Annotated in this window: 23 protein-coding genes; 15 read left to right on the plus strand and 8 right to left on the minus strand. The window is 66.5% G+C overall.

The genetic code is table 11. From position 1 onward, the window contains the following. The first annotated feature begins 2 nt into the window (after positions 1-2). From cydB to BMZ43_RS08155, 4 genes are all read left to right on the plus strand, one after another. A complete protein-coding gene (gene cydB, locus BMZ43_RS08140; protein WP_064309023.1) occupies positions 3-1,142 on the plus strand; it encodes a cytochrome d ubiquinol oxidase subunit II in 1,140 nt (379 codons plus the stop codon). A gap of 26 nt (positions 1,143-1,168) precedes the next feature. Then, positions 1,169-1,285 (plus strand): cytochrome bd-I oxidase subunit CydX, encoded by a 117-nt coding sequence (gene cydX, locus BMZ43_RS08145; RefSeq protein ID WP_017641419.1) that lies wholly within the window; start codon positions 1,169-1,171, stop codon positions 1,283-1,285. Continuing rightward, the gene (locus BMZ43_RS08150) at positions 1,272-1,568 is read left to right on the plus strand and encodes a cyd operon YbgE family protein (protein ID WP_064309022.1); all 297 of its coding nucleotides are present in this window, start codon (positions 1,272-1,274) and stop codon (positions 1,566-1,568) included. Before cydX ends, BMZ43_RS08150 begins: the two co-directional genes overlap by 14 nt. A gap of 214 nt (positions 1,569-1,782) precedes the next feature. Beyond that, on the plus strand, positions 1,783-3,744 hold the full coding sequence (locus BMZ43_RS08155) for a methyl-accepting chemotaxis protein (protein WP_064309021.1): 1,962 nt from the start codon (positions 1,783-1,785) through the stop codon (positions 3,742-3,744). A gap of 264 nt (positions 3,745-4,008) precedes the next feature. Here the strand turns inward: BMZ43_RS08155 and fabF are convergent, their stop codons facing one another. The 3 genes from fabF to BMZ43_RS08170 form a co-directional block, all read right to left on the minus strand. Continuing rightward, entirely contained in the window at positions 4,009-5,295 is a 1,287-nt protein-coding gene (fabF, locus tag BMZ43_RS08160; protein ID WP_093252266.1) for a beta-ketoacyl-ACP synthase II, read from the minus strand. Between the two features lie 260 nt (positions 5,296-5,555). Further along, complete coding sequence (locus BMZ43_RS08165; RefSeq protein ID WP_093252816.1) at positions 5,556-6,122, minus strand: TetR/AcrR family transcriptional regulator; 567 nt, start codon at positions 6,120-6,122, stop codon at positions 5,556-5,558. 126 nt (positions 6,123-6,248) lie between these two features. Further along, entirely contained in the window at positions 6,249-8,834 is a 2,586-nt protein-coding gene (locus BMZ43_RS08170) for a bifunctional diguanylate cyclase/phosphodiesterase (RefSeq protein ID WP_256562894.1), read from the minus strand. A 314-nt stretch (positions 8,835-9,148) separates the two neighbouring features. Between BMZ43_RS08170 and xdhA the strand changes: the two genes are divergently transcribed. Genes xdhA through guaD form a run of 4 tightly spaced genes read left to right on the plus strand, consistent with a single transcriptional unit; the run spans position 9,149 to position 15,126 of the window. Beyond that, positions 9,149-10,588, plus strand: a complete 1,440-nt coding sequence (gene xdhA, locus BMZ43_RS08175) for a xanthine dehydrogenase small subunit (protein ID WP_093252269.1) — start codon at positions 9,149-9,151, stop codon at positions 10,586-10,588. Next, on the plus strand, positions 10,581-12,980 hold the full coding sequence (gene xdhB / locus BMZ43_RS08180; RefSeq protein WP_093252272.1) for a xanthine dehydrogenase molybdopterin binding subunit: 2,400 nt from the start codon (positions 10,581-10,583) through the stop codon (positions 12,978-12,980). Before xdhA ends, xdhB begins: the two co-directional genes overlap by 8 nt. Beyond that, entirely contained in the window at positions 12,977-13,801 is an 825-nt protein-coding gene (xdhC, locus tag BMZ43_RS08185) for a xanthine dehydrogenase accessory protein XdhC (RefSeq protein WP_093252276.1), read from the plus strand. Before xdhB ends, xdhC begins: the two co-directional genes overlap by 4 nt. A 20-nt stretch (positions 13,802-13,821) precedes the next feature. Then, on the plus strand, positions 13,822-15,126 hold the full coding sequence (gene guaD, locus BMZ43_RS08190) for a guanine deaminase (RefSeq protein ID WP_093252280.1): 1,305 nt from the start codon (positions 13,822-13,824) through the stop codon (positions 15,124-15,126). A 154-nt stretch (positions 15,127-15,280) separates the two neighbouring features. On the opposite strand, the gene BMZ43_RS08195 is transcribed toward guaD, so the two are convergent. Beyond that, positions 15,281-16,378: an NADH:flavin oxidoreductase/NADH oxidase gene (locus BMZ43_RS08195; RefSeq protein ID WP_064309006.1), complete on the minus strand. Its 1,098-nt coding sequence runs from the start codon at positions 16,376-16,378 to the stop codon at positions 15,281-15,283. A 92-nt stretch (positions 16,379-16,470) separates the two neighbouring features. On the opposite strand from BMZ43_RS08195, the gene BMZ43_RS08200 reads away from it, so the two are divergent. Beyond that, on the plus strand, positions 16,471-16,794 hold the full coding sequence (locus BMZ43_RS08200) for an ArsR/SmtB family transcription factor (RefSeq protein WP_064309005.1): 324 nt from the start codon (positions 16,471-16,473) through the stop codon (positions 16,792-16,794). 176 nt (positions 16,795-16,970) lie between these two features. Then, on the plus strand, positions 16,971-18,017 hold the full coding sequence (locus tag BMZ43_RS08205; RefSeq protein ID WP_093252285.1) for an SGNH/GDSL hydrolase family protein: 1,047 nt from the start codon (positions 16,971-16,973) through the stop codon (positions 18,015-18,017). A 69-nt stretch (positions 18,018-18,086) separates the two neighbouring features. On the opposite strand, the gene uraH is transcribed toward BMZ43_RS08205, so the two are convergent. After that, positions 18,087-18,458: a hydroxyisourate hydrolase gene (gene uraH, locus BMZ43_RS08210; RefSeq protein ID WP_093252289.1), complete on the minus strand. Its 372-nt coding sequence runs from the start codon at positions 18,456-18,458 to the stop codon at positions 18,087-18,089. A 214-nt stretch (positions 18,459-18,672) separates the two neighbouring features. On the opposite strand from uraH, the gene puuE reads away from it, so the two are divergent. The 4 genes from puuE to BMZ43_RS08230 are packed head-to-tail and all read left to right on the plus strand — an operon-like array spanning position 18,673 to position 21,617. Continuing rightward, entirely contained in the window at positions 18,673-19,581 is a 909-nt protein-coding gene (puuE, locus tag BMZ43_RS08215) for an allantoinase PuuE (RefSeq protein WP_093252294.1), read from the plus strand. Next, positions 19,578-20,090, plus strand: coding sequence for a 2-oxo-4-hydroxy-4-carboxy-5-ureidoimidazoline decarboxylase (gene uraD / locus BMZ43_RS08220; RefSeq protein WP_093252298.1), 513 nt, complete (start codon positions 19,578-19,580; stop codon positions 20,088-20,090). Before puuE ends, uraD begins: the two co-directional genes overlap by 4 nt. Positions 20,091-20,112: 22 nt before the next feature. Then, a complete protein-coding gene (alc, locus tag BMZ43_RS08225) occupies positions 20,113-21,120 on the plus strand; it encodes an allantoicase (RefSeq protein ID WP_093252302.1) in 1,008 nt (335 codons plus the stop codon). After that, complete coding sequence (locus tag BMZ43_RS08230) at positions 21,117-21,617, plus strand: ureidoglycolate lyase (protein WP_093252305.1); 501 nt, start codon at positions 21,117-21,119, stop codon at positions 21,615-21,617. Before alc ends, BMZ43_RS08230 begins: the two co-directional genes overlap by 4 nt. Here the strand turns inward: BMZ43_RS08230 and rarD are convergent. The 3 genes from rarD to BMZ43_RS08245 all read right to left on the minus strand — a co-directional run bounded on the left by rarD (position 21,614) and on the right by BMZ43_RS08245 (position 24,035). Continuing rightward, the gene (rarD, locus tag BMZ43_RS08235) at positions 21,614-22,522 is read right to left on the minus strand and encodes an EamA family transporter RarD (RefSeq protein ID WP_093252309.1); all 909 of its coding nucleotides are present in this window, start codon (positions 22,520-22,522) and stop codon (positions 21,614-21,616) included. The two genes, BMZ43_RS08230 and rarD, sit on opposite strands and share 4 nt — an antisense overlap. Continuing rightward, positions 22,519-23,370: an EamA family transporter gene (locus tag BMZ43_RS08240; RefSeq protein WP_093252313.1), complete on the minus strand. Its 852-nt coding sequence runs from the start codon at positions 23,368-23,370 to the stop codon at positions 22,519-22,521. The genes rarD and BMZ43_RS08240 overlap by 4 nt, the downstream gene beginning before the upstream one ends. Positions 23,371-23,444: 74 nt before the next feature. Continuing rightward, positions 23,445-24,035 (minus strand): DUF3060 domain-containing protein, encoded by a 591-nt coding sequence (locus BMZ43_RS08245; RefSeq protein ID WP_093252316.1) that lies wholly within the window; start codon positions 24,033-24,035, stop codon positions 23,445-23,447. Positions 24,036-24,207: 172 nt separating this feature from the next. Between BMZ43_RS08245 and BMZ43_RS08250 the strand changes: the two genes are divergently transcribed. Then, positions 24,208-25,098 carry a LysR family transcriptional regulator gene (locus tag BMZ43_RS08250; protein ID WP_064309000.1) on the plus strand — a complete coding sequence of 297 codons (891 nt, stop codon included), beginning with the start codon at positions 24,208-24,210 and terminating at the stop codon, positions 25,096-25,098. The last annotated feature ends 50 nt before the right edge of the window (positions 25,099-25,148 follow it).

The raw sequence follows: 25,148 nt of genomic DNA on the forward strand, positions 1-25,148 counted from the left end.
CCATGTTCGACTACGAAGTGCTCAAGCTCACCTGGTGGGTGCTGATCGGCGTCCTGCTGATCGGCTTCGCCCTCACCGACGGCTTCGACATGGGCGCCATGATCCTGATGCCCCTGATCGGCAAGACCGACAAGGAACGCCGCGCCGCCATCAACAGCATCGCGCCGCACTGGGACGGCAACCAGGTCTGGTTCATCACCGCCGGTGGCGCCCTCTTCGCCGCCTGGCCGATGGTCTATGCCACCGCCTTCTCCGGGCTCTATTGGGCCCTGCTGCTGGTGCTCTTCGCCCTGTTCCTGCGTCCGGTGGGCTTCGACTACCGCAGCAAGCTGGACAACACCCGCTGGCGCAACGCCTGGGACTGGGGCCTGTTCACCGGCAGCCTGGTACCGGCCCTGGTGTTTGGCGTGGCCTTCGGCAATCTCTTCCAGGGCGTGCCCTTCCAACTCGACGACACCCTGAGATCCACCTACAGCGGCAGCTTTTTCGCCCTGCTCAACCCCTTCGCCCTGCTCAGCGGCGCGGTCAGCCTGGCCATGCTCTGCGCCCATGGCGGCAGCTGGCTGATGCTGCGCACCCACAACGCCCTGGGCGAGCGCGCCCGCCGGGCCACCGGCCTGTGCGCCCTGCTCCACCTCGTCACCTTCGGTCTGGCCGGTGTCTGGCTGGCCTACGGCTTCGACGGCTACATGCTGGTCAGCCAGGGCGATCCAGGCAGCGCCCTGAATCCGCTGCACAAGGTGGTGACCGCCGGCAATCCGGGCTGGCTGGCCAACTACCATACCCAGCCGCTGACCCTGCTCGCCCCGGTGCTGGCCGCGCTCGGCAGCGTCCTGGCGCTGCTCGGCAGCAGCTGGCGGCAGGCCGGCCTGGCCTTCACCGGCACGTCCCTGGCCATCGTCGGCACCCTCGCCACCGCCGGCTGCGCGCTGTTTCCCTTCGTGCTGCCGTCGAGCCTGGACCCGGCCTCGAGCTTGACCATCTGGGACGCCGTCTCCAGCCACAAGACGCTGGGCATCATGTTCGTCGCCGCGGCCATTTTCGTGCCGCTCATCCTGGCCTACACCCTGTGGAGCTACGTGCGCATGTGGGGCAAGGTCGACGACCGCTTCATCGACGCCAACCCCCACGGCCTCTACTGATCAGCCCCTCTCAAGGAGACTCCTTCATGTGGTACTTCACCTGGATCCTCGGTGTCCTGCTCGCCGCGAGCTTCGGCATCATCAACGCCCTCTGGCTGGAAAGCACCCGGGAGCTCGATATCCATGACGATGCCGAGTGCTGAGGCCCTGCCCCGCGTCCACCCGCTGGGGCGAACGCTGTCCCTGCTGCTGGCGGCGCCCCTGGCGCTGCTGCTGTTGATCCACCCGGGCTTGATGCTCGATGCCAGCGGGCATTACAGCCATCCGCTGCTGATGGGGGTGATGCTGGGTGTCTCCGCCGGCCTGGTCCATGGCGTCGGTTTCGTGCCGCGGCTCTGGCTGTGGCGCCTGGTGTTCGGGCCGCTGGTGGGCTGGCCATTGCTGGGGCTGGGTTACGCCCTGCTCATCAGAGCGCAGCTCGGCTGACGGAGCCTGACAAAAGCACCCGGACTTCCCGGGCGCTTTTCTGGCTACCCGCGACCTGCCGGAACACGCTCCTCCCCGCCCGTCATTCAAGCCTTTAATAACCTGACTATAAAGCTTCATCTCTAGCTGCCGACATAACCGGAATCGACCCCGCCTTCGCCGGCTCATTGCCTTGCCGCCGGCGCGCCAGCTGACCGCATCAGAGAATTCACCCATGCTCAGGAACGCCCCCCTCAGTACCAAACTCCTGCTGATCCTGCTCCTGCCCCTAGCCGGCTTCCTGGTGATCTCGGGTCTCTACACCGCCGATCGCTACGAAACGCTCAAGAACATGGAGCACACCGTGACCGCAAGTGCCACGGCCGAGCGCGTCAGTGCCTTGGTCACCAGCCTGCAGCGCGAGCGCGGTGCCAGCGGCGTGTTCCTCGGCAGTGGTGGCAAGTCGATGCAGGACAAGCTCAAGACCTTCCGCGAAGATAGCGATAAGGCACAGAACAACCTACGTGCGTTGGCCACCGGTAACGACGCCGCCATCCAGACCGCCATGCGCGCCCTGGACACCCTGCGTGACCTGCGCAGCAAGGTCGATGGCCTGGCGCTCAACAGCACCCAGTCCGGCGCGGCCTACAACGACCTGATCAAGGCGCTGATCGGCTACACCCATGCCCTCGAAGCGGGTGTTGATGATCCTGAAATCCTGCGCGCCCTGGGCGCACTCAATCTCTTCGTCGAGATGAAGGAACGCGCCGGCCGCGAGCGCGTACTGCTGGGCTTGGCCTTCAACCAGAATCGCTTCGACGCTGGCCTGCTGTCGCGCTTCGCCCGCAACCTGGGCGAATTCTCCGCCTACGCCGACGCCTTCCAGCGCAAGGCCACGCCTGAATTCATCCGTCAGCTCGACGACACCTTCAAGCAGCCCAGCGCCATGGAAGTCACCCGCCTGCAACAGCTGGCCTTCACCGTGCCGTTGGGCGATGCCCTGGGCGTCAAGCCGGAGGACTGGTTCAACCTGGCCACCCAACGTATCGACCTGATGGGCCAGGTGGAGGCGGACCTGGGTGCCAGCGTCGGCGCCCAGGCCGAACTGGCCCGTGCGGGCGCCAGTCGCGATCTCTGGACCACCCTCGGCCTGGTGCTGCTGGTGCTGGTGGCCGTCTCGGCGCTGGCCTGGGTGATCATTCGCAACATCAAGCAGGCGGTCGAGCAGGTCAACGGCACCCTTACCCGCCTGGCCACCCGTGACCTCACCGCCCGCTGCGCCTACCAGGGCAAGGACGAGTTCGGCACCATCACCGGCAACCTCAATCTGATGAGCCAGGAGCTCGGCCAGGTCATCCAGGAGATCGGCGCCGCCACCGTGCAGGTCGCCACCGCCGCCGAAGAGGCGTCGGCGGTCGCCATCCAGACCAGCCAGAACGTCGCCCAGCAGCGTCTGGGGACCGACCAGGTGGCTACCGCCATCGCCGAGATGAGCGCCACGGTCAAGGACGTCGCCCGTAGCACCACCGAAGCCGCCGAAGGCTCGCGGCAGGTCGAGGGCAACACCAGCCAGGGTCGCCGCGAATTGCAGGCCACCATCGGCCTGGTGCAAGGGCTGTCGGTGCAGGCCGAGCGGACCTCGGAGATCATCGCCGAACTCAAGCAGGAGAGCGATGCCATTTCCTCGGTGCTGGACGTGATCCGCGGCATCGCCGAGCAGACCAACCTGCTGGCTCTGAACGCCGCCATCGAAGCCGCGCGCGCCGGTGAAGCCGGGCGTGGCTTCGCCGTGGTGGCCGACGAGGTGCGCTCCCTGGCCCAGAAGACCCAGCAATCCACCGGCAGCATCCAGCAGATGATCAGCCACCTGCAAAGCGGCTCCGACCGTGCCACCCAGGCCATGCAGGAGACCCTGAGCCAGGTGCAGACCGGCGCCAGCAACGTGGTCCGCGCCGGCGAGCTGCTCGGCGAGATCGCCGAGGGCGTGACCCTGATCAACGACCGCAACATCCAGGTGGCCTCGGCCGCCGAACAGCAGAGCCAGGTCGCCGAAGAGATCAGCCGCAACGTCAACGACATCAACGACCTAGTGATTCAGGTCAGCGCCGGCGCCGAACAGACCGCCGTCACCAGTCGCGAACTGGCCCGCCTCGCCGAACAGCAACAAGCCCTGGTCGGCCGCTTCCGGGTGGCCTGAGGCCATGAATTCGCAACGGTCGGTGCCTTCGCAAGACACTGGCCGTTCGCTCGGGCCCCTTTCGCCCAAGGCATTCCTCATCACCGCTAAGGGTGCACTTCAGTCGATCATAGCCAACGCCAAGGCGAAAAAAGCGGAAGAGTGGGAGGCTCTCCCGTAGTGCTCAAGCCTCTTCAGAAAGGCACAGGGACGCACCCTTCCACTCGCGCACGCTAGCCTCAAGAACTCATTGGCATGCGGCGGCACCCCACTGGCCGTACCTACTCACGCTCCGGGCCAACGCCTGAACAGGGCGCTGGCGTTCACGCCACCAAAGCCGAAGCCATTGGACAGTGCGTATTCGAGCGGCAGTCGGCGCGCCCGCAAGGCCACGAGATTCAGGCCTTCGGCGGCCTGATCCGGGTGGTGCAGATTCAGCGTCGGCGGCACGATCTGGTCACGCAGGGCGAGCACGGTGAAGATCGCCTCGATACCACCGGCGGCGCCCAGCAGGTGCCCGGTACTGGACTTGGTCGAGGTAATGGCGACTGGCGAGTGATTACCAAAGACTGCCCGAATAGCCGCCAGCTCCCCCTTGTCGCCCACCGGGGTGGAAGTGGCGTGAGCATTGATGTGTTGCACCTCGGCGGCGTTGATCCCGGCCTGGCGCAGGGCCTGCTCCATGGCGCGGCGGGCACCGCTGCCGTCTTCCGGACCGGCGGTGAGGTGATAGGCATCGGCGCTGGTGCCGTAGCCCACCAGCTCGGCCAGGGGTGTGGCGCCCCGGGCCAGCGCGTGATCCAGTGACTCAATGACCAGGAGCCCAGCGCCTTCCGCCATGACGAAGCCTGCCCTATCCCGGTCGAAAGGCCGGGACGCCTCTTGTGGACGATCGTTGTAGCCGGTCGCCAGGGCGCGGGCCGCGGCGAAACTGCCCAGGGTCACCGTATGGAGAGCGGCTTCGGTTCCTCCACAGATCGCGATGTCCGCCTCCCCTGCACGGATAAGGCGGGCGGCGTCGCCGATGGCCTGGACGCTGGCGGCGCAGGCTGTGACCGGTGCGCCGAGTGGCCCCTTGAAGCCATGCTCGATGGATACATGACCGGCGGCCATGTTGGCGAGAAATGACGGCGCGGTGAACGGCGAGAGCCGCCGCGCTCCGCGGTTATCCGTGGTGCGTACGGCACTGGCGATGGCGTCGAAGCCGCCGACGCCCGAAGCGATGAGCGTGGCGGTTCGTTGCTGGGCGACATCGTCACCAGGATGCCAGTCTGCCTGTTCGAGGGCCTCCCGCGCCGCGACCAAGGCAAACTCGATGAAGCGATCCATCTTCTTGCGATCCTTGGCGTTGATATGGAGCTCGGGGTCATAGCCGGCCGCCGGGTCCTGCGCCAGGTCGGGCACCTGCCCGGCGATGCCGCAACCAGTGTCTCCGGCTACGCTCTCAGGTAGCGCCCGGAGACCTGACCGACCGGCGAGCAGGCGCGACCAGGTCACCTCGGCTCCACATCCCAGCGGACCGACTAGCCCAACCCCGGTAACGACGATACGGACTGGATTCTGCTTGTTCATAAGGCTCCTCGATAGACGGGGCTGAAGGTCCAATCGTCTGGACAGGTATCCCGTAGATGCAGCACTGCTGCCCCATAAGATGACGGCCGACATATAAATCATATGATAGCCATCATGTAAAGCCTGCCAGCTGGCCTGCAGGGTTACCCATGAAGCCTGAAACTGATGGTCAGGCGCCTTCGTTGGATACCGCGAAGGCATCTGGCTGGCGCGGGATCAAGTGCTTCGACCCTTGAGTGCGGAGATCAGGATCCGGTCAGCTAGGCGCCCGACGACTTCGCTTCGAGCAGTTCGAGCAGCGCCGTACGAGCACCATCGAGGACACGATCGGACAGCTCGGGATCCACCACCCCGCGCGACAGCACTAGGGCGCCAACGAGCGCGCTCAACACCAGGACAGCGTCCTGGGGATCCGGCAAGTGCTCGCCAAGCTGCCCCAACCTTGCGAGGAGCGCCTGGTCGGTTGCGGGGTGCGCCTCCCCGCGCTGGCCAAGTTCGGCGGAGACGGTCGGAAAGATGCAGCCTCTGGCGGGCTCGTCCCGGTGCACCGTCGAAAGATAGCGCTGGATGAATTCGGGCAGCGACCAATCCCCCGTCAAGCTCGCGGGCGTTACGGCCCCGATCTCCAGCAGGCAGTGGCGCAGCGCTTCATCGATCAGCTCGTCCTTGGACGCGAAGTGCCCGTAAAACCCCCCATGTGTCAACTTCAGCGCCTTCATCAGGGTCTGCACGCTGGTCGCATTCACCCCGTCGCGGCGAAAGCGCCTGGCAGCCTCTTCGATGATCCGCTGCCGCGTCTTCGCCTTGTGCTCTTCGTCGTAACGCATGGGGTTCTCGATGCCTGGTATGTCAGTCGTCATGCTACGCCGCCAGCCCCACCGGTGGAATCGGCAGGCACTATTGCGGGTCAGGCTTTCAGCAGCGAGGTGGGCCCCGATTGCTGCTCGTGGCGGCTATATCCGGCTTCGCCCGCCCAATGCGGTCACGGCGGCACGCTCCGCCAGGCTGTCCGCGCCCGCGTATTGCTCCTGCCGCAAGGCCGCGAAACGCGCCTGGGACAACGGCCGCTGCAGATGGAAGCCCTGGGCCTGGTCGCACTTGAGATCGGCGATGCGCGCCAGCTGGCCGGCGGTCTCGATCCCCTCGGCCACTACCGTCAGCGACAGTGCCCGTCCCATGCTGACGATGGCCTCGACGATGGCCGCGTTGCTCTCGCTCACCTCGATGTTGGAGACGAAGCTGCGGTCGATCTTCAGGCAGTCGAAGGGATAGGTGCGCAGATAGCTCAGCGAGGAATAGCCGGTGCCGAAGTCGTCCATCGACAGCCGCACGCCCAGCGCCTTGAGTTTCTTCATCAACTCCAGGGCACCCGCCGCGTCATCCAGCAAGACGTTCTCGGTCAGCTCCAGCTCGACCCGTGCCGGGTCGATGCCGGTGCGCTCGAGCACCTTGTGGATCCGGGCGACCAGATCGTCGCGCTGGAACTCCAGCGGTGACAGGTTGATGGACACGATCAACTCCGGCGACCAGTCCATCGCCTGGCTGCAAGCCTCCTGCAACACCCAGTCGCTCAGGCCCAGGATCAGCCCGGTCTCCTCCGCCACCCCGATGAACTCGGCAGGCGCCAGGCGGCCACGGATGGGATGATTCCAGCGCACCAGGGCCTCGGCGCCCAGCAGGCGCTGGCTGCTGGCGTCGAAACGCGGCTGGAAATCCAGCTCGAACTCCAGCCGCTGCAATCCCAGGCGCAACTCGGTCTCCAGCTGACGCCGCGCGAGGATGCGCTGGTTCATGGTGGGCTCATAGAATCTCAGGGTGTTACGCCCCGCCGCCTTGGCTTCGTACAGGGCGATGTCGGCATAGCGCAGTAGATCCTCGGCGCTATGGCCATCCTGGGGTGCCTGGGCGATGCCGACGCTCGCACCGATGTTGATGTCGTGCTCGTCGATCCGCATGGTCCGGCCGATGCCCTCCAACATCCGGTTGCAGAGCAGGCTCACCTGCTCGGCGCTCAGGCAGCCCTTCACCGCGATGACGAATTCATCGCCGCCGATACGAGCCACTAGATCGCCCTCGCGCACGCTGGCGCGCAGCTCTCGGGCGACCTGACAGAGCACCTGATCGCCGGCGCCATGGCCGAGGGAATCGTTGACCGGCTTGAAGCGGTCCAGGTCCAGGGCCAACAGGTGCAGCGGCTGACTGGCACTGACGCCCTCGGCGAAGCGCTGCGCCAGGTAGCGGTGCAACTGGTGACGGTTGGCCAGTCCGGTGAGGGCATCGTGCTGGCTGATGTGTTCGATGCGCGCCTTGGCCTCGATCTCCTCGGTCACATCGCACACGGTGCCGCGAAAGCCGGCCAGCAGGCCACCGCTGATGATGGGCTGAGCCGAGAGCTGGCAGTACCTGAGCTTGGCCTGGGCGTCGCGCATCTCGCAAGGCAGCGGACGGCGACTGCGTCCGGCCGCCAGCGGTGTTCTGGCTACCTCCTCGACCTGGCTCGGCGGATAGCCGAGCAGCTCGTGCAACGGGCGACTCAGCCAGGCTTCCCGGCTGAAGCCGGTGACGGCCACGAAACGCTCCGAAAGATAGACCAGCCGCTGCTCGGCGTCGCTCTCCCAAATCCAGTCGGACGACGCCTCGGACACGGTGCGGAAGCGCTGCTCGCTATGCCTCAGGGCATCTTCGGCCACATCCGTCTGCCGCGCCGCCAGCGCGATCCGCCGACGCAGGTACCAGACCAGCAGCAAGGCCAGACCACACATCGTCGCCAGCAACGGCAGGAACTGCGCCAGCAGGCGCTGCCCCATGCCATGCACCAGCCAGTGAAAGGTCACCGCGATACCCGGATCGGACTTCACCACCAGGGTCGGCCGCTCCGCCACGACGGGCAGTTCCCCTGGCTCCGCGGTCAGCCCGGGCAATTCGAAGGTCTGGCCGAGCTGGGCGAGCTTGTCCGGCGTGAGGATATCGACGAACACCATGTAGGACAGCCGCTTGAAGTCCTGGTAGGTGGCATCCGGGCGGATGACCGCGACCATTACGCTGGCCGGCTTGCCCTCGATCAGGAAATAGCCCTGGGCATGGCCATCCTTGAGCGAGCGCTCCCTGGCCTGGGCCAGCAGGGTCGCCTGGTCGTCACCCAGCCAGGTATCCAGCTGCATCTTGCTGCGTCCGCCGCCGACCACGGCGTAGCGCGTGACGCCGTTGGGCGCCAGGATGAAGGCGCCATTCACGCCATAGTCGCTGTAAAGGGAGGGCCCGACGTTGTCTTCCTCATAGGCCCAATTCACGTCGACCTTCTTGCTGGTCCGTGCATAGGCTTCCATCCAGAAAGAATAGTCAGTCAAGACCCGGCCAAGCCTGTCCAGCCGCGTTTCCAACGCGCGCTGGGCGTCCGCCTCGCTGTGGTGGCGTTGCTGCTCGTCGATGCGCGCGCACAGGTCGAACAGCATCCACCCGGCCAGGGTAAAGATGAGGGTGACCAAGGCGAAGAAACCAAGGGAAGCCTGACGGGCGACACGGTTGAGTTGGGTAGGCACGGTAGCGACCTGTTGCAACGGGTTGTACGAGGGTGCTGACGACAGGCGACCAGGCCGTAATCGTCTGCCTATATATCGGCATCGGCCCGAGCGCCTTGAAGCGTCCGAATGAATATTCCGCAGAAACACGGGTTAGAGCGGCTGGTTTTGCACCATCCGCGGGCAAAGGAGCGCTGGGCGCGCCAAGACGGCGCAGCCTTGCCCAGGCCTCTTGCCCAAAAACGACAGAGGTCGGCCACTTGCCCGGGCAAATGTTGACCTATCGGTCAGCTTTACCCACCATCAAGGCATTCGAGAGCAGGTGGAGAGCGGCCGTGATCAGGTTTCTGCTGGACCAGGAGCTGCGCGTCGAAGAGCAGCTCGATCCCAACCTTACCGTGCTGCAGTACCTGCGCGAGCATTGCGGCAAGACCGGCACCAAGGAAGGCTGCGCCTCGGGCGACTGTGGCGCCTGCACCGTGGTGCTGGCCGAGCCCGACGGCGAGCGGCTGCGCTATCGCACGGTCAACAGTTGCCTGACCTTCGTTGCGGCGCTGGATGGCCGGCAACTGATCAGTGTGGAGGACCTCAAGCATCAGGGCCGCCTGCACAGCGTGCAGCAGGCCATGGTCGACTGCCATGGCTCCCAGTGTGGCTACTGCACGCCGGGCTTCGTCATGTCGCTGTTCGCCTTGCAAAAGAACGTCGCCGCGCCCGATAACGCTGCCACCCACGAGGCACTGGCCGGCAACCTCTGCCGTTGTACCGGCTACCGGCCAATCCTGGCCGCCGCCGAACAGGCCTGCACCCAGCGCCAGCCGGACCAGTTCGATGCCCGGGAGCAGCAGACCCTGGAGCGCCTCAAGGCCCTAGCGCCGGCGCCGCACACACGCCTGGAAGGCGCCAACCGGCGCTGCCACAGCCCCACCACCCTGAGCGAACTGGCCAGCCTCTACCAGGTGCAGCCCGCGGCGCGCCTGCTGGCCGGCGGTACCGACCTGGCCCTGGAAGTCACTCAGCAGCATCGCCGCCTGGAGACCCTCATCTACCTGGGCAACCTGCCCGAGCTGCATGGCGTGACCGTCAGCGAGGAATGTATCGAGATCGGCGCCGCCACCCCGCTGGCCGACTGCGCCGCCGCCCTGGCCGCCGACTATCCGGATTTCGGTGCGCTGCTGCAGCGTTTCGCCTCCTTGCAGATCCGCAACCAGGGCACCCTCGGCGGCAATATCGGCAATGCCTCGCCCATCGGTGACAGCCCACCCCTGCTCCTGGCGCTCGGGGCCAACGTGCTGCTGCGCCAGGGCGAACGCCTGCGCGAACTGGCCCTGGACGATTTCTTCCTCGACTATCGCCAGACCGCCCTGGAGCCGGGCGAATTCATCCAGGCGGTACGGGTGCCACGGTCACACGCGGGCCTGGTCTTCCGCGCCTTCAAGGTGTCCAAGCGCCTGGACGACGACATCTCCGCGGTCTGCGCCGCCTTCGCCCTGGAACTGGAGCAGGACCGCGTCGCCAGCGTGCGCATCGCCTATGGCGGCATGGCGGCCACGCCCAAACGCGCCGCCCGCTGCGAACAGGCGCTGCTCGGCCAGCCCTGGAACGCGGTGTCCATCGAGCGCGCCGTCCAGGCCCTGGCGGAGGATTTCGCCCCGCTGTCGGATTTCCGCGCCAGTCGCGAATACCGCCTACTGACAGCGCAGAATCTGCTGCGCAAATGTCATCTGGAGACCACCCAGCCCGCGCTCGTCACGAGGGTCACCGCCCATGTCTAGCACCCTGCCCGCCCGCACCCCGGAGGAAATGGCCGCCGCCTTCGCTGCCGGCCTGGCCACCGGCGTCGGCAAGCCGCTCAAGCACGAGAGCGCCGACAAGCATGTCAGCGGCGAAGCCCTCTACATCGACGACCGCCTGGAATTTCCCAATCAGCTGCACGTCTATGCGCGGATGAGCGAGCACGCCCATGCGCGTATCACGCACATCGATCTCTCACCCTGCTACCAGATCCCCGGTGTGGCCCTGGCCATCACCGCCGCCGACGTACCCGGCCAGCTCGACATTGGCGCCGTGTTGCCGGGGGATCCGCTGCTGGCCGATGGCGAGGTCCAGTATCTGGGCCAGCCCGTACTAGCGGTGGCCGCCACCAGCCTGGACGCCGCCCGCCGCGCCGCCCAGGCTGCCATCGTCGAATACGAGCCGCTGGAGGCCATCCTCGACGTCAAGGAAGCGCTCAAGCGCGAACACTTCATCTCCCCCAGCCATAGCCACCTGATCGGTGACGCCGCCGCCGCCCTGGCCGCCGCGCCCCATCGCCTGCAGGGCGAGCTGGCCATCGGCGGCCAGGAGCACTTCTACCTGGAAACCCAGGTGGCCTCGGTGATGCCCACCGAGGACGGCGGCATGCTGGTCTATTCCTCCACCCAGAATCCCACCGAGGTGCAGAAACAGGTGGCCGAGGTGCTGGGCGTCTCGATGAACAGGGTCACCGTCGACATGAGGCGCATGGGCGGTGGCTTCGGCGGCAAGGAGAGCCAGGCCGGCATGCCGGCGGCGCTCTGCGCGGTGTTCGCCCATCTCACCGGGCGCCCGGTGAAGATGCGCCTGCCGCGCTTCGAAGACATGCACATGACCGGCAAGCGCCATCCCTTCCACGTCGAGTACGACGTCGGCTTCGACGACGACGGCCGCCTGCTGGGCATCCGCTTCGAACTGGCGGGCAACTGCGGCTATTCGCCGGACCTGTCCAACGCCATCATCGACCGCGCCATGTTCCATGCCGACAACGCCTACTACCTCGGCAACGCCCAGATCACCGGCTACAGATGCAAGACCCATCTGGCGTCCAACACCGCCTACCGCGGCTTCGGCGGCCCCCAGGGCATGTTGGCCATCGAGAACGTGATGGACGCCATCGCCCGCCATCGCGGTCTCGATCCGCTGGAGGTCCGGCGGCGCAACTACTACGGCAAGGAGACGCGCAACCTCACCCACTACCACCAGGTGGTGGAAGACAACCTGCTTGAGGAGCTGACCGCGGACCTCGCCGCCAGCAGCGACTACCAGACCCGCCGCGAGGCCATCCGCGACTTCAACCGGAACAGTCCGGTACTGAAGAAGGGCCTAGCCCTGACCCCGGTGAAATTCGGCATCTCCTTCACCTCTTCCTTTCTCAACCAAGGCGGCGCCCTGGTCAATGTCTACACCGACGGCAGCATCCACCTGAACCACGGTGGCACCGAGATGGGCCAGGGCCTCAACACCAAGGTCGCCCAGGTGGTAGCCGAGGTCTTCCAGGTCGACATAGCCCGCATCCAGATCACCGCCACCAACACCGACAAGGTGCCCAACACCTCGCCCACCGCCGCTTCCAGCGGCACCGACCTCAACGGCAAGGCCGCACAGAACGCCGCTCAGACCATCAAGGACCGGCTGATCGATTTCGCCAGTCGACACTTCCACGTCGGGCCCGAAGAGGTCGATTTCCGCAATGGCCTTGTCAGGGTGCGCGATCGCCTGCTGAGCTTCGAGGAGCTGATCCAGCTGGCCTATGTCGGCCAGGTATCGCTGTCCAGCACCGGCTACTACCGCACGCCCAAGATCCACTACGACCGCGACCAGGCCCGCGGTCGGCCCTTCTACTACTACGCCTTCGGCGCCGCCTGCTCCGAGGTGCTGATCGACACCCTCACCGGCGAATACCGCCTGCTGCGCACCGACATCCTCCACGACGTCGGTGCCTCCCTGAATCCGGCCATCGACATCGGCCAGGTGGAAGGCGGCTTCGTCCAGGGCCTGGGCTGGCTGACCATGGAAGAACTGGTGTGGAACGACGCCGGCAAGCTGCTCACCGCCGGACCCTCCACCTACAAGATTCCGGCGGTGAGCGACGTGCCACCGGATCTGCGCGTGCGCCTGGTGGAGAATCGACAGAATCCCGAGGCCACGGTGTTCCACTCCAAGGCCGTGGGCGAGCCGCCCTTCATGCTCGGCATCTCGGTGTGGTGCGCCCTGCAGGACGCCGTGGCCAGCGTGGCGCATTACCGCTTCCATCCCGCGCTGGACGCGCCGGCCACCCCGGAACGGGTGCTCTGGGGCGTGGAGCGCATGCGCCGCCTGGCCGCCGAGCTGCAAGCCGCCCCGGTCCCCGCCACGGAGGAGCCCGCATGACCCCCAAACGTGGCTGGCTGGCCCTGCTGGCCGACTTCGAGGCACGCGGCGAACCCTGCGTGCTGATCACCGTGGCCGACGAACAGGGCTCCACCCCTCGCGAGGCCGGCACCAAGATGCTGGTGGGACGCGAGGAACAGCACCTGACCATCGGCGGCGGCCACCTGGAATACCGCGCGGTGGAGATCGCCCGGGAAATGCTCGCCGCCGGTACGCGCCAGCCGCGCCTGGAGCGTTTCTCCCTGGCCGCCAGCCTCGGCCAGTGCTGCGGGGGCGTCACCACCCTGCTGTTCGAACCCCAGCTGGCACAGGACGTCCCGGTGATCGTCTTCGGCGCCGGCCATGTCGCCCGCGCCCTGGTGCCGCTGCTGGCCGGTTTGCCCTGCGCGGTGCGCTGGGTCGATTCGCGGCCCCAGGAATTTCCCGATCCGCTGCCCGCTGGCGTCGCAAAGATCGTCACCGAAGAGCCAGTCGACGAGATCGCCCGCATGCCGGCGGGTGCCTACTATATCGTCATGACCCATAATCACCCCCTGGACCTGGAGTTGACCGACGCCATCCTCGCTCGCGGCGACCATGGCTACTTCGGCCTGATCGGCTCCCGGACCAAGTGGGCCAAGTTCCGCCACCGTCTCGCAGCGCGTGGCCACGGCGCCGACCGCCTGGCCACGGTGCGCTGCCCCCTGGGCCTGCCCGAGGTCCAGGGCAAGCTGCCGCTGGAGATCGCCATCGCGGTGGCCGGCGAGGTCATCGCCCACTACGGTCGCCAGGCCCAGCAGACGGATCTGCCGCTGCGCCTGGTCACCGCCAGCCCAAGTTAGCTTTGCAATCAGAGAACCCTATGACCGCCATCGCCCATCGCGCCGCCCTGCTCCACAGCCTTGCCGACCCGGCCGAGGTGGGGCTGGACGCCTCCTACGAATACCATGCCGACGGCCTGCTGCTGGTCGAGGACGGCCGCATCCAGGCCATGGGGCCGGCCGCCGAACTGCTGCCCACCCTACCCACCGGCACCCCGGTGATCGAGCACCCCCACGCCCTGATCACCCCCGGCTTCATCGACACCCATATTCACTATCCGCAGACCGGCATGATCGCCAGCTACGCCGAGCAGCTGCTGGATTGGCTGGACACCTACACCTTTCCCACCGAGGGTGCCTTCGCCGATCCGGCCAAGGCCGCCGAGGTGGCGGAGATTTTCGTCGGTGAAATGCTGCGCAACGGCACCACCACCGCCCTAGTGTTCGGCAGCGTCCATCCGCAGTCGGTGGATGCCTTCTTCGAGGTCGCCGAACGACTCGATCTACGCATGATCGCCGGCAAGGTGCTGATGGACCGCAATGCGCCGGGCTATCTGCAGGACACGGCCGCGTCCGCCTATACCGACAGCAAGGCCCTGATCCAGCGCTGGCACGGCAAGGGTCGCCTACATTACGCGGTCACCCCGCGCTTCGCGCCGACCAGCACCCCGGAACAACTCGAAGCAGCCGGACGCCTGCTGGCCGAGCACCCGGACGTCTACCTGCATACCCATCTCTCCGAGAACCTCAAGGAGATCGACTGGGTGAAGGCGCTGTTTCCGGAGCGCAGCAACTACCTGGACGTTTATGACCACTTCCAGCTGCTCGGCCCGCGCTCGGTGTTCGCCCATGGCATCCACCTCTGCGATGCCGAATGCCAGCGCCTGCACGAGACCGGTTCGGCCGTGGCCCACTGCCCTACCTCCAACTTCTTCCTCGGCAGCGGCCTGTTCGATCTCGAGCGGATGGAAGCCTTCAAGGTCAATGTCGGCCTGGGTACCGACGTCGGCGCCGGCACCAGCTTCTCGCTGCTGCAGACCCTCGGCGAGGCCTACAAGGTGCAACAGCTGCGCGGCCATCGCCTGCACCCCTTCAAGTCGCTGTACCTGGCCACCCTCGGCGGCGCCCGCGCCCTGCGCCTGGACGACCGCATCGGCAGCCTGGCCCCCGGCCACGATGCCGACTTCGTGGTGCTCGATCTCAAGGCCACCCCACTGCTGGACTACCGCCTGCAGCAGTCCAAGAGCCTGGAGGAAACCCTCTTCGTCCTCACCACCCTGGGCGACGACCGCGTGGTGCGCGAAACCCATGCCGCGGGTCGGCGAGTACATAGTCGGGACGCCTGAGCCCGTTGGGCTTCGGCGATGGAGCCACCTCACCCAACCTACCCATCACCGTAGGTTGGGCTGAGCGCAGCGAAGCCCAACAAAACCCACCCCCATCCCATACGCACAAAAAAGCCGCCCCGAGGAGCGGCTTTCGCGTTCAGCCTGAGCCGACTCAACTGGTGCGATAGCGCTCCAGCCAGTGGGCGTAGGGCGCCGGCAGCACCCAGGACGGCTGGTCGACGCCCAGGGCCTTGGCCGCATAGTAGGGCCAGTGCGGATCGGCCAGGTGGGCGCGGCCCACCATGACCAGGTCCAGCTGCCCGTCGGCCACTACCTGGTTGGCCAGCACCGGGGTATCGATGTTCCAGGCCGAGGCGACCTTGAGGCCGGTGGCCTTGCGTACCTGCTCGGTGATAGGCGCCAGCAGACCCGAGCCCCAGGGAATGTTGGCGGTCGGGGTAGAGAAACCGATGCTGACGCTCAGCAGGTCGAGCCCTTCGCGCTTGAAGCCCTGGGCCAGCTCGATGGATTCGGCCAGGGTTTCTTCATCGCGGCCGTCGTATTCGATCACGCCGAAACGGGCGGTCAGCGGCAGGTGCTCCGGCCAGACCTTACGTACCTCGGCCAGGGTTTCCAGCAGGAAGCGACTGCGGCCGGCGAGGTCGCCACCGTACTGATCGTCACGCTGGTTGGAGTGCACCGAGAAGAAGCTCTGCGCCAGGTAGCCGTGGGCGAAGTGCAGCTCCAGCCACTCGAAGCCGGCTTCGTAGGCACGCTTGGCGGCATCGACGAAGTCCTGACGGACACGGGCGATGTCGTCCAGGGTCATGGCCTTGGGCACCTTGGGCAGGTTGGCACCAAAGGCCACCGCGGACGGGGCGATGGTGTCCCAGCCACGGGCGTCGTCGGCGGCGATGTGGTCGTCGCCTTCCCAGGGACGATTGGCGCTGGCCTTGCGGCCGGCATGGGCGATCTGGATACCCGGCACCGAACCGGCGGCCTTGATCGCCTGGACCACCGGCACGAAGGCCTGAGCCTGGGCGTCCGACCAGATACCGGCGCAGCCGGGGGTGATGCGGCCTTCCGGCGAGACCGCAGTGGCCTCGACGACGACCAGGCCAGCACCGCCACGCGCCAGGCCGGCATAGTGCACCTGATGCCAGTCATTGATGACGCCATCGACGGCGCTGTACTGGCACATGGGCGGGATGGCGATGCGGTTACGCAGCGTCACGTCCTTGAGGGTGAAGGGTTGGAACAATGCGGACATCTGAGCGGTCTCCCATAGGACAGATATTGGTTCGTTATTTCGATATTAATCGAACATAACATAATCGCCAACCCCCGGTGTATGATTGGCTCATGCGCCCTTTCAAACATCCCAGTCCTGACGAATTCTCCCTCGAGCGTCTATTCCATGCGCTCAGCGATCCGGTGCGTCTGGATATCGTCCGTTATCTGGCACGGGTCACCGAGGCCACCTGTGGCGAACTCGATGGTGGCCGCCCCAAGTCCAGCATGTCGCATCACTTCCGCGTCCTGCGCGATGCCGGACTGGTGCATACCCGCAACGCCGGCACCACGCACATGAATCAGTTGCGCCGCGAAGACCTGGATCAGCGTTTCCCCGGCCTGATGGCAGCCATCCTGGCGCAATCCTCCGATCCCGTGACAAAGCCCGACTAGCTCAGTGGCGGGCAGCACCAGCAGACGCTGCCCGGCGTCGTGCTGGTCGTCGCCTGCCGTCTCGCTGGTCTGGGCGCCGGGAACTCTGAGCGGCGTTCTTCGCTCTTCCCGGTATGAAGGTTGCAAAAGAATAGCTATGGGCAGCACAGGCGCTGGACGCTGCCGGGAGGTAGAGGATGGGCAAGCACTGGGGATTGGCGACCGCACTCGCAGGTGTCGCCGCGCTGCTCGCCCTCGTACCCAGCCCTGAGCCCATCGCCGAGGCGCGTGGTATCCAGCGGGTGATCGCCTTTGGCGACAGCCTGATGGACTGCGGCACCTTCGGCCATATCTATGCCACCAACCCAGGGCGTACCTATCCTCAGGAAATCGCCGACGCCTACGGTATCGAGCTGGGCCCCAATCGGCAGGTGGAAGGCTATGGCCAGGAGGGACCGAGCGATCCCGATGGTCTCTGCTACGCCGAGGGCGGCGCCGTGACCGGGAGCTTCACCGAGCCGGGCTTCGATCACAACGAAGCGCCGCTGGCCTTTTCCCAGCAGATCCGCAACTTCGAGATGCAGCATGGCCGCTTCCGCCAGCAGGATCTGGTCCTGGTGCAGATCGGCGGCAACGACATCATCGGCCCCTTCTATGACAAGCCGCTCAAGGCCGCGTTGATGGCCGACGACCCCCTGCCCCCGGCGATCCGCGAGCAGGTCGAGGCGCGGATCCGCCATACGGCCCTGAACGAGGTCAAGCTGCTGCGCCATTTGCTGAGTCTGGGTGCCCAGCGCCTGGTGGTGCTCAACAACACCGACTATGGCAAGGCGCCCTATCTCGAACCCTGGACACCCGCCCTGGCCGAGCGTAACCACGAGCTGGTGCGCCTCTACAACGACACCCTGCAGGCCAACTTGCCAGCCAGTGATCGTCTGCTGCTGGTGGATGCCTATCGGGTGATGGAAGAGGTCTTCGCCCACTACGGCAACTACGGCTTCACCCATGCCGAAGGTGATGCCTGCCTGCCCGGTCGCGAGTTCTGCGATCCGGACAGCTACGTCGAACCGGGCGCCGATCAGGCCTATATCTTCGGTGCCCGCGGTCATTTCGCCAGCCGTACCCACAGCATGCTGGCCCAGGTGGTGCTGGAACGCATCGCCCAGACCTGGCCCGGCAGTGCCGTGCCGGATCGACCGCTGCTCGCCACCGCGCGATCGAACACCGAACCGACCATCCACTAGCGCCGCTGGACCCGCGCCCTACCCTGGTGCCGGCCCGGGCAGAAGCGCACCGCGGCGGCGCAATCTAACCTAGCTGCCGCGATAGGTCGAATAGCTGTAGGGCGAGACCAACAGCGGCACATGGTAATGCGCTCCCTCGTCGGCGAGGCCGAAGCGCAAGACCACGGTATCGAGAAAGGCCGGTTCCTCCAGCGCCACGTCGCGCCGCCGGTAGTAATCGCCCACGTCGAACTCCAGTTCGTAGACCCCCGCCGTGAAGTGCTCGCCCTGCAACAGCGGCGTGTCGCTGCGACCATCGGCATTGGTCCGCATCTCACCCAGCGCCTGCCGCGCCGCCCCCTCCAGCCGGTACAGCCGGACAGCGATATCCGCACCTGGGCGGCCACCGGTGGTGTCCAGCACGTGGGTCGTCAGGTAACCGCCAGTGGATGGAGTGGACATGGGAAAGCTCCTGCAGAGGGGTGCGCCAGCCTAGCAGCTTTTCACCTGCCGATTGTATACAGCCCAGCCCCGGCCCGGTCCGCGGGACCGCTGCCCTCCAGCGTGGGAAAGTCTTCAGACCGGTCAGACCAGTTAGGCAGGATTCTTGCTGGGACTCGGCAAAGGTCTCCAAACATTGTATACAAAACATCTCGACTGCCAGGATGCCCCTTCCATGACCTATCCCCGCGATCTGATCGGCTATGGCGCTCAGCCGCCCCACCCCCGCTGGCCGGGTGATGCCCGCATCGCCCTGTCCTTCGTGCTGAACTACGAAGAGGGCGGCGAACGCAACATCCTGCACGGCGACAAGGAGTCCGAGGCCTTCCTGTCCGAGATGGTCGCCGCGCAGCCCCTGCAAGGGGTGCGCAACATGTCGATGGAGTCCCTCTACGAATACGGCAGCCGCGCCGGCGTCTGGCGCATCCTGGAGCTGTTCGCCAAACACCAGGTGCCGCTGACCGTCTTTGCCGTGGCCATGGCCGCCGAGCGCCACCCCGAGGTCATCCGCGCCATGGTCCAGGCCGGCCACGAGATCTGCAGCCACGGCTATCGCTGGATCGACTACCAGTACCTGGACGAAGCCGAGGAACGTGCCCATCTGCAGCGCGCCATCGAGATCCTCACTGAACTGACCGGCGAGCGTCCGCTGGGCTGGTACACCGGCCGGACCGGTCCCAACACCCGGCGCCTGGTAATGGAGGAAGGCGGCTTCCTCTACGACAGCGACACCTACGACGACGACCTGCCCTACTGGGAACCCGCTACGCCCACCGGCAAGCCGCACCTGGTGATCCCCTACACCCTGGACACCAATGACATGAGATTCACCCAGGTGCAGGGCTTCCATACCGCCGAGCAATTCTTCCAGTACCTCAAGGACGCCTTCGACACCCTTTACGAAGAAGGCGCCACCGCGCCCAAGATGCTCTCCATCGGCCTGCACTGCCGGCTGATCGGCCGCCCCGGTCGCCTCGTGGGCCTCAAGCGCTTCCTCGAATACGCCCAGAGCCACGAACGTGTCTGGTTCGCCCGCCGGGTCGACATCGCCCGTCACTGGCACAGTGAGCATCCGCCGGCATGAGCACCTTCCACACCGTCACCCCCAGCCAGCTGGCGCGCCCCGCCTTCGTCGCGACCTTTGGCGGCATCTACGAGCACTCCGCCTGGGTCGCCGAGCGCGCCTTCGACGAGGGCTCGCCGCTGCCGGACAGCGTCGAGGCCCTGCACCAGCGCCTGGCGGCCCAGGTCGCCCGGGCCAGCCGGGCCGAACAGCGGGCGCTGATCCAGGCGCACCCGGATCTCGCCGGCCGCGCCGCCCTGGCCGGCGAACTGACCGCCGCCAGCAGTGGCGAACAGGCCGGCGCCGGCCTCGATCAATGCACCCCGGACGAGCTCGAGCGCTTCACCCGCCACAACGCGGCCTACCGCGCCAAATTCGGCTTCCCCTTCATCATGGCGGTGAAGGGCAGCAACCGGCATCTGATCCTGGCGGCCTTCGAAGAACGCCTGCCCAACAGCCCGGAGCAGGAATTCCAGCGCGCCCTGGCCGAGATCGACCGTATCGCCCTCTTCCGCCTGCAGACCCTCTGACCTTCCCCGACAAGAGCACCCCATGAAACGCACCTACGCCGCGCCCTTCGAGAAGTACCTCAACCTCGCCGACGCCCGTCTTGGCACCCGCGTCATCAGCGTCACCGACGACTGGTTCGCCGCCGCCGATCGCATGCTCCAGCCCCATGAGCCGGAGTGGAAGGAAGGCGTCTACGACGACAACGGCAAGTGGATGGATGGCTGGGAATCACGGCGCAAGCGTTTCGAAGGCTACGACCACGCGGTGATCCGGTTGGGCGTGCCCGGTTCGATCAAGGGCGTCGACATCGATACCCGCTGGTTCACCGGCAACTATCCGCCCTCCGCCTCCCTGGAAGCCTGCTTCTGTGCCGAGGGCGACCCGGCCGCCGACGCCGCCTGGACCGAGGTGCTGCCGGCCGTGGAACTGCAGGGCAACAGCCATCACTATCACGTCATCGGTGACGACCGCCCTTGGACCCACCTGCGGCTGAACATCTATCCAGACGGTGGCGTCGCCCGCCTGCGGGTCTACGGCATTCCCCATCGCGACTGGTCGGCCCAGGCCGAAGACGAGGTGCTGGACCTGGCCGCCGCCCTCAATGGCGGTCGCGCCCTGGCCTGCAACGACGAACACTATGGCCGCATGAGCAACATCCTGAATCCGGGCCGCGCCGACAGCATGGCCGATGGCTGGGAAACCGCCCGCCGCCGCACCCCCGGCAACGACTGGGTGATCATCGCCCTGGGCCATGCCGGCATCGTCGAAGAGATCCTGGTGGATACCCTGCACTTCAAGGGCAACTACCCGGACAGCTGCCAGATCCAGGGCGCCTATGTGCGCGGCGGTACCGACGGCCAGATCGAAACCCAGAGCCTGTTCTGGAAGGAGCTGCTGCCGCCGCAAAAGTTGCAGATGCACCAGGAGCACAGCTTCCGTGAGCAGATCCGTGACCTTGGCCCCATCACCCACGTGCGGTTGAACATCTTCCCGGATGGCGGCGTCAGCCGACTGCGGCTGTTCGGCAAGGTGGCGCGGGGCCAGGCATGAACCGGCAACTGCGCATCGAGCCCTTGACCGCCGAGGGCTTCGCGCCCTTCGGCGAGGTCATCGAGACGGCAGGCCGGGACTGGTTTCCCATCAACAATGGCTCGACCCAGAGATACCACGCCCTGGCGCGGGTCGAGACAGGACCAGCGGACGGTGCGGCGATCATCAGCATCTTTCGCGCCCGGCGCCTGGACTATCCGCTGACCATCGCCATGCTCGAACGCCATCCCCACGGCAGCCAGGCCTTCGTCCCGCTACGCGGCGAACCCTTTCTGGTGGTGGTGGCGCCGCCGGCGGCAGCCCCGGATGCCGGCGCCATCCGCGTCTTTCGCACCGATGGCCGCCAGGGCATCAACTACCACGCCGGGGTCTGGCACCATCCGGTGCTGGCCCTACGCGACGAGGACGAATTCCTTATCGTCGATCGCGCCGGCACCCTGCCCAACTGCGACGAGTTCTTTTTCGCCGCGGCCGAGCGCCCCACTCTGGCACTCTAAGGATTGGCGGGTGCGCGCCTGAGTTGCTTGCGCAGCAGGCGCGCACTGTCCAGGCAGACCCAGGCCACCGCCAGCCAGATGGGACCATAGGTCCAGATGGCGCCCTCCGGCAGCTGTTCGCCCAGCACATAGAGGGCGACGAAGACCAGCAGCGCCGGCTCCACATAGCTGAGGATACCGAACAGACTCAGCGGCAGCATGCGACTGGAGGCCAGCATGGCGGCGAAGGCGATGGCACTGAGCAGACCCAACCCCGGCAGCAGTGCCCACAGCCAGGGTGTCTGCTGCAGGATCAGGCTGGGCGAAAACCAGTGCAAGGCAAGCAGCGCGAAGGGCAGCAGGCAGCACATCTCCAGGACGAAGCCGGACAGCGCATCCACCGCCATCCAGCGGCGCAGGACGAAATACGGCGGATAGCCCACTACCGGCAGCAGGCTGACCCAGGACAGCGCGCCGGTCACCCAGACCTCGTTGATCACCCCCAGCAGCGCACAGCCCACCGCCAGGCGCTGCAGCGGTCTCAGGCGCTCGCCGTAGACCACCCGCCCGGTCAGCACGATGGCCAGGGGCAGCAGGAAATAGCCCAGCGACATGGCCATGGCTTCGCCGTTCATGGTCGCCCAGACGAACACCCACCACTGGATGCCCATCAACAGCGCCGCCGCCGGGATGGCAAGGCACAGCCGGGGCTCGCGCACCAGGCGCTTGAGCGTGGCCAACAGGGCCTTGCCCTCGCGCAGGACCACCACCAGCAGGAGCACCATCGGCAGCGACCAGACCACCCGCAGGGCCACCACCTGCAGGCCGTCCAGCGGCGCCAGCCAGGCGAAGTACACCGGCATCAGTGCGAACAGCACCGAAGACAGCACCGAAAGGCCCAGACCCTTGCCGGACAGCACGTTCATGACTGACGCCCCTGACGGTTGATGAACAGCGACAGCAGGATGATGCCGCCGCCCAGCAACAGCCTAGGCAGATCGGCCGGGTGCTGCCAGATCAGCAGGCTGACCAGCAGACCCGCCGGCACATGGGCCTCGTTCATGATCGCCAGGGTGCCACCGTTGACCCGCAACGAGCCCAGCGTCCACCAATAGAGGCCGAGCGCCGTGGCGAACACGCCCATCCAGATCAGCACGCCCCACTGCAGGCCCGTGCTGGGCAGCCGCGCCGGATTGCCGAACAACAGAAAGGACAGCGCCGCCACCAGCAGGGCGCCGAGAAAGAACAGCCCGAAGTAGCGATGCAGCGCACCCTGCCCGGCATAGGCGTGCCCCAGGTGCTTGCACAGCACCTGGCCGGCGGCGAAGGTCAGGTTGGCCACCTGCAGCAAGAGAAAGCCCAGCAGGTAGTCACCGGTCAGCGGCTGGAAGCGGATCAGCGCCGCGCCCCCGACCGCCACCACGGCGGCCAGCAGCGACCAGAGGCGGAAGCGGCGCTGCCAGGCATCGTCGAGCAGGGTCACATAGATCGGCGTGAGCACGGTGAACAGCAGCACCTCCGGCACCGTCAGCACGGCGAAGCTGCGATACAGGCACAGATAGGTGATGCCGAATTGCAGGGCGCCTGCCGCCATCAGCCCCAGGGCGAAGCGCCCCGGCACTCCGCGCCAGCGGGTGAAGGGCAGGAACAGCACGAAGGCGATGGCCACGCGGACCAGCACGGCGAAATCGCTGTCGACCCGACCGGCGAGGTACTCGCCGATCAGGCTGAAGGAAAACGCCCAGATAAGGGTGACGAGCAGAAGGTAGGGCATGGCGGCGACGCACGAAAAAGGTGCGCGACCTTAACGCGCCCGTTGCCGGAGGGAAACCCCCGGATTATCGCAGTCTAGCGAGTGGCGTTCAGGCCCGAGGGTTCGGCACCGGTAAGCGCCGCCACCGACTGATTGGCCTGCAGCACGTTATCGGCGCCCGAGACCAGGGTCTTGGGCTCGGCCACGCCGGCCGCGCGGGACCAGTAGACCTGCTGATTGGAACCGCCCACGGCGATGTCGGCCTGGCTGAGCAGGGTCAGCCGCGCCTTGGCGCCGTAGCCATAGGCATCGACCTTGGCGATGCCGTCGCTGCCACGCACCTTGGCCTGCACCTGCTGATAGCCACCGCCGATGCTCAGACTGGCCACCGCGCCTCTGACCGTGGTGACGCTGCCCAGGCCATGGATGGTCAGCGCCTGGGCGCCGTCGAGTACCAGCCGATGATGACTGCCGTAGACGGTCACGGTGCCGCACTGACCTTTCAACGTCAGGGTATTGCCCTCACCGGACAGGGACACGTCTCGCCCCTCGCAGTCGAGGGTCCGGCTGATGTTCATGCCGTCGATATCGATGGACTCGACGACCGCCGCGACGGATTCCTCGGCCTGGACCAGCAGCGGCGCGATGACCAGACAACAACCCAGCAACGCCTTGAATGACGACATGGAGACTCCTTGTCTTGCCTAGAGAGGGACACTCATCGGCTGGCTTGGAGCGCAGCGCCGGCGGGACATTTGACCCGGCGTCCGACATTTTTTCAGGTCGTGATGGCCGCCGCGTTTTCCCATCACCCCCGCAGGCACTAACATGCGCCCTTTCGTGGCCCCAGAGCGCTCGATGAAGACTCCTCGCGTTTCCCTCGATCAGTGGCGGACCCTGCAGGCGGTGGTGGATCACGGCGGCTATGCCCAGGCCGCCGAGGTGCTGCATCGCTCCCAGTCGTCGGTCAGCTATACCGTCGCCCGCATGCAGGAGCAGCTCGGCGTGCCGCTGCTGCGCCTGGAGGGCCGCCGCGCCGTGCTGACCGATGCCGGCGCCGTGCTCTTGCGCCGTTCGCGGCGCCTGGTGCAGCAGGCCAGCCAGCTGGAGGAACTGGCCTATCACATGGAGCAGGGCTGGGAGTCCGAGGTGCGGCTGGTGGTGGACGCCGCCTATCCCACTCGCCCCCTGCTGCTGTGCCTGCGCGAATTCATGCCGCAGAGTCGTGGCTGCCGGGTACGGCTGCGCGAAGAGGTCCTGTCCGGGGTGGAGGAGGCCCTGCTCGACGGCTCGGCGGACCTGGCGATCACCGGCCTGGTGATCGCGGCCCACCTGGGCGCCTCCCTGGGCACCGTGGAGTTCGTCGCCGTCGCCCATCCCGAGCATCCGCTGCATCAATTGCAGCGCACCCTGGTGACCGCCGATCTGGAAGAGCAGCTGCAGATCGTCATCCGCGACAGTGGCCGCGCTCAGCCGCGGGATGCCGGCTGGCTGGCCGCCGAACAGCGCTGGACGGTAGGCAGCATCAGTACCGCCGCCACCTTCCTGCGTGACGGACTGGGCTTCGCCTGGCTGCCCCGGGACGCCATCCAGACCGATCTCGACGCCGGCCTGCTCAAGCCGCTGCCGCTGGAACAGGGCGCCCAGCGCTTCCATCCCTTCCAGCTCTACAAGACGCGCCAGCACGAGCTGGGCCCGGCCTCACAGATCCTCATGAACCTGTTGCGCAAACATGCCCTGCCACGCTAACCGTGGCGGGGTGCCAACCGGGTTGCTATCGTTCGCCAGTCGTCCCCGCC

The organism is Pseudomonas sp. Snoq117.2 (assembly GCF_900110545.1).
Lineage (GTDB): Bacteria > Pseudomonadota > Gammaproteobacteria > Pseudomonadales > Pseudomonadaceae > Chryseomonas > Chryseomonas benzopyrenica.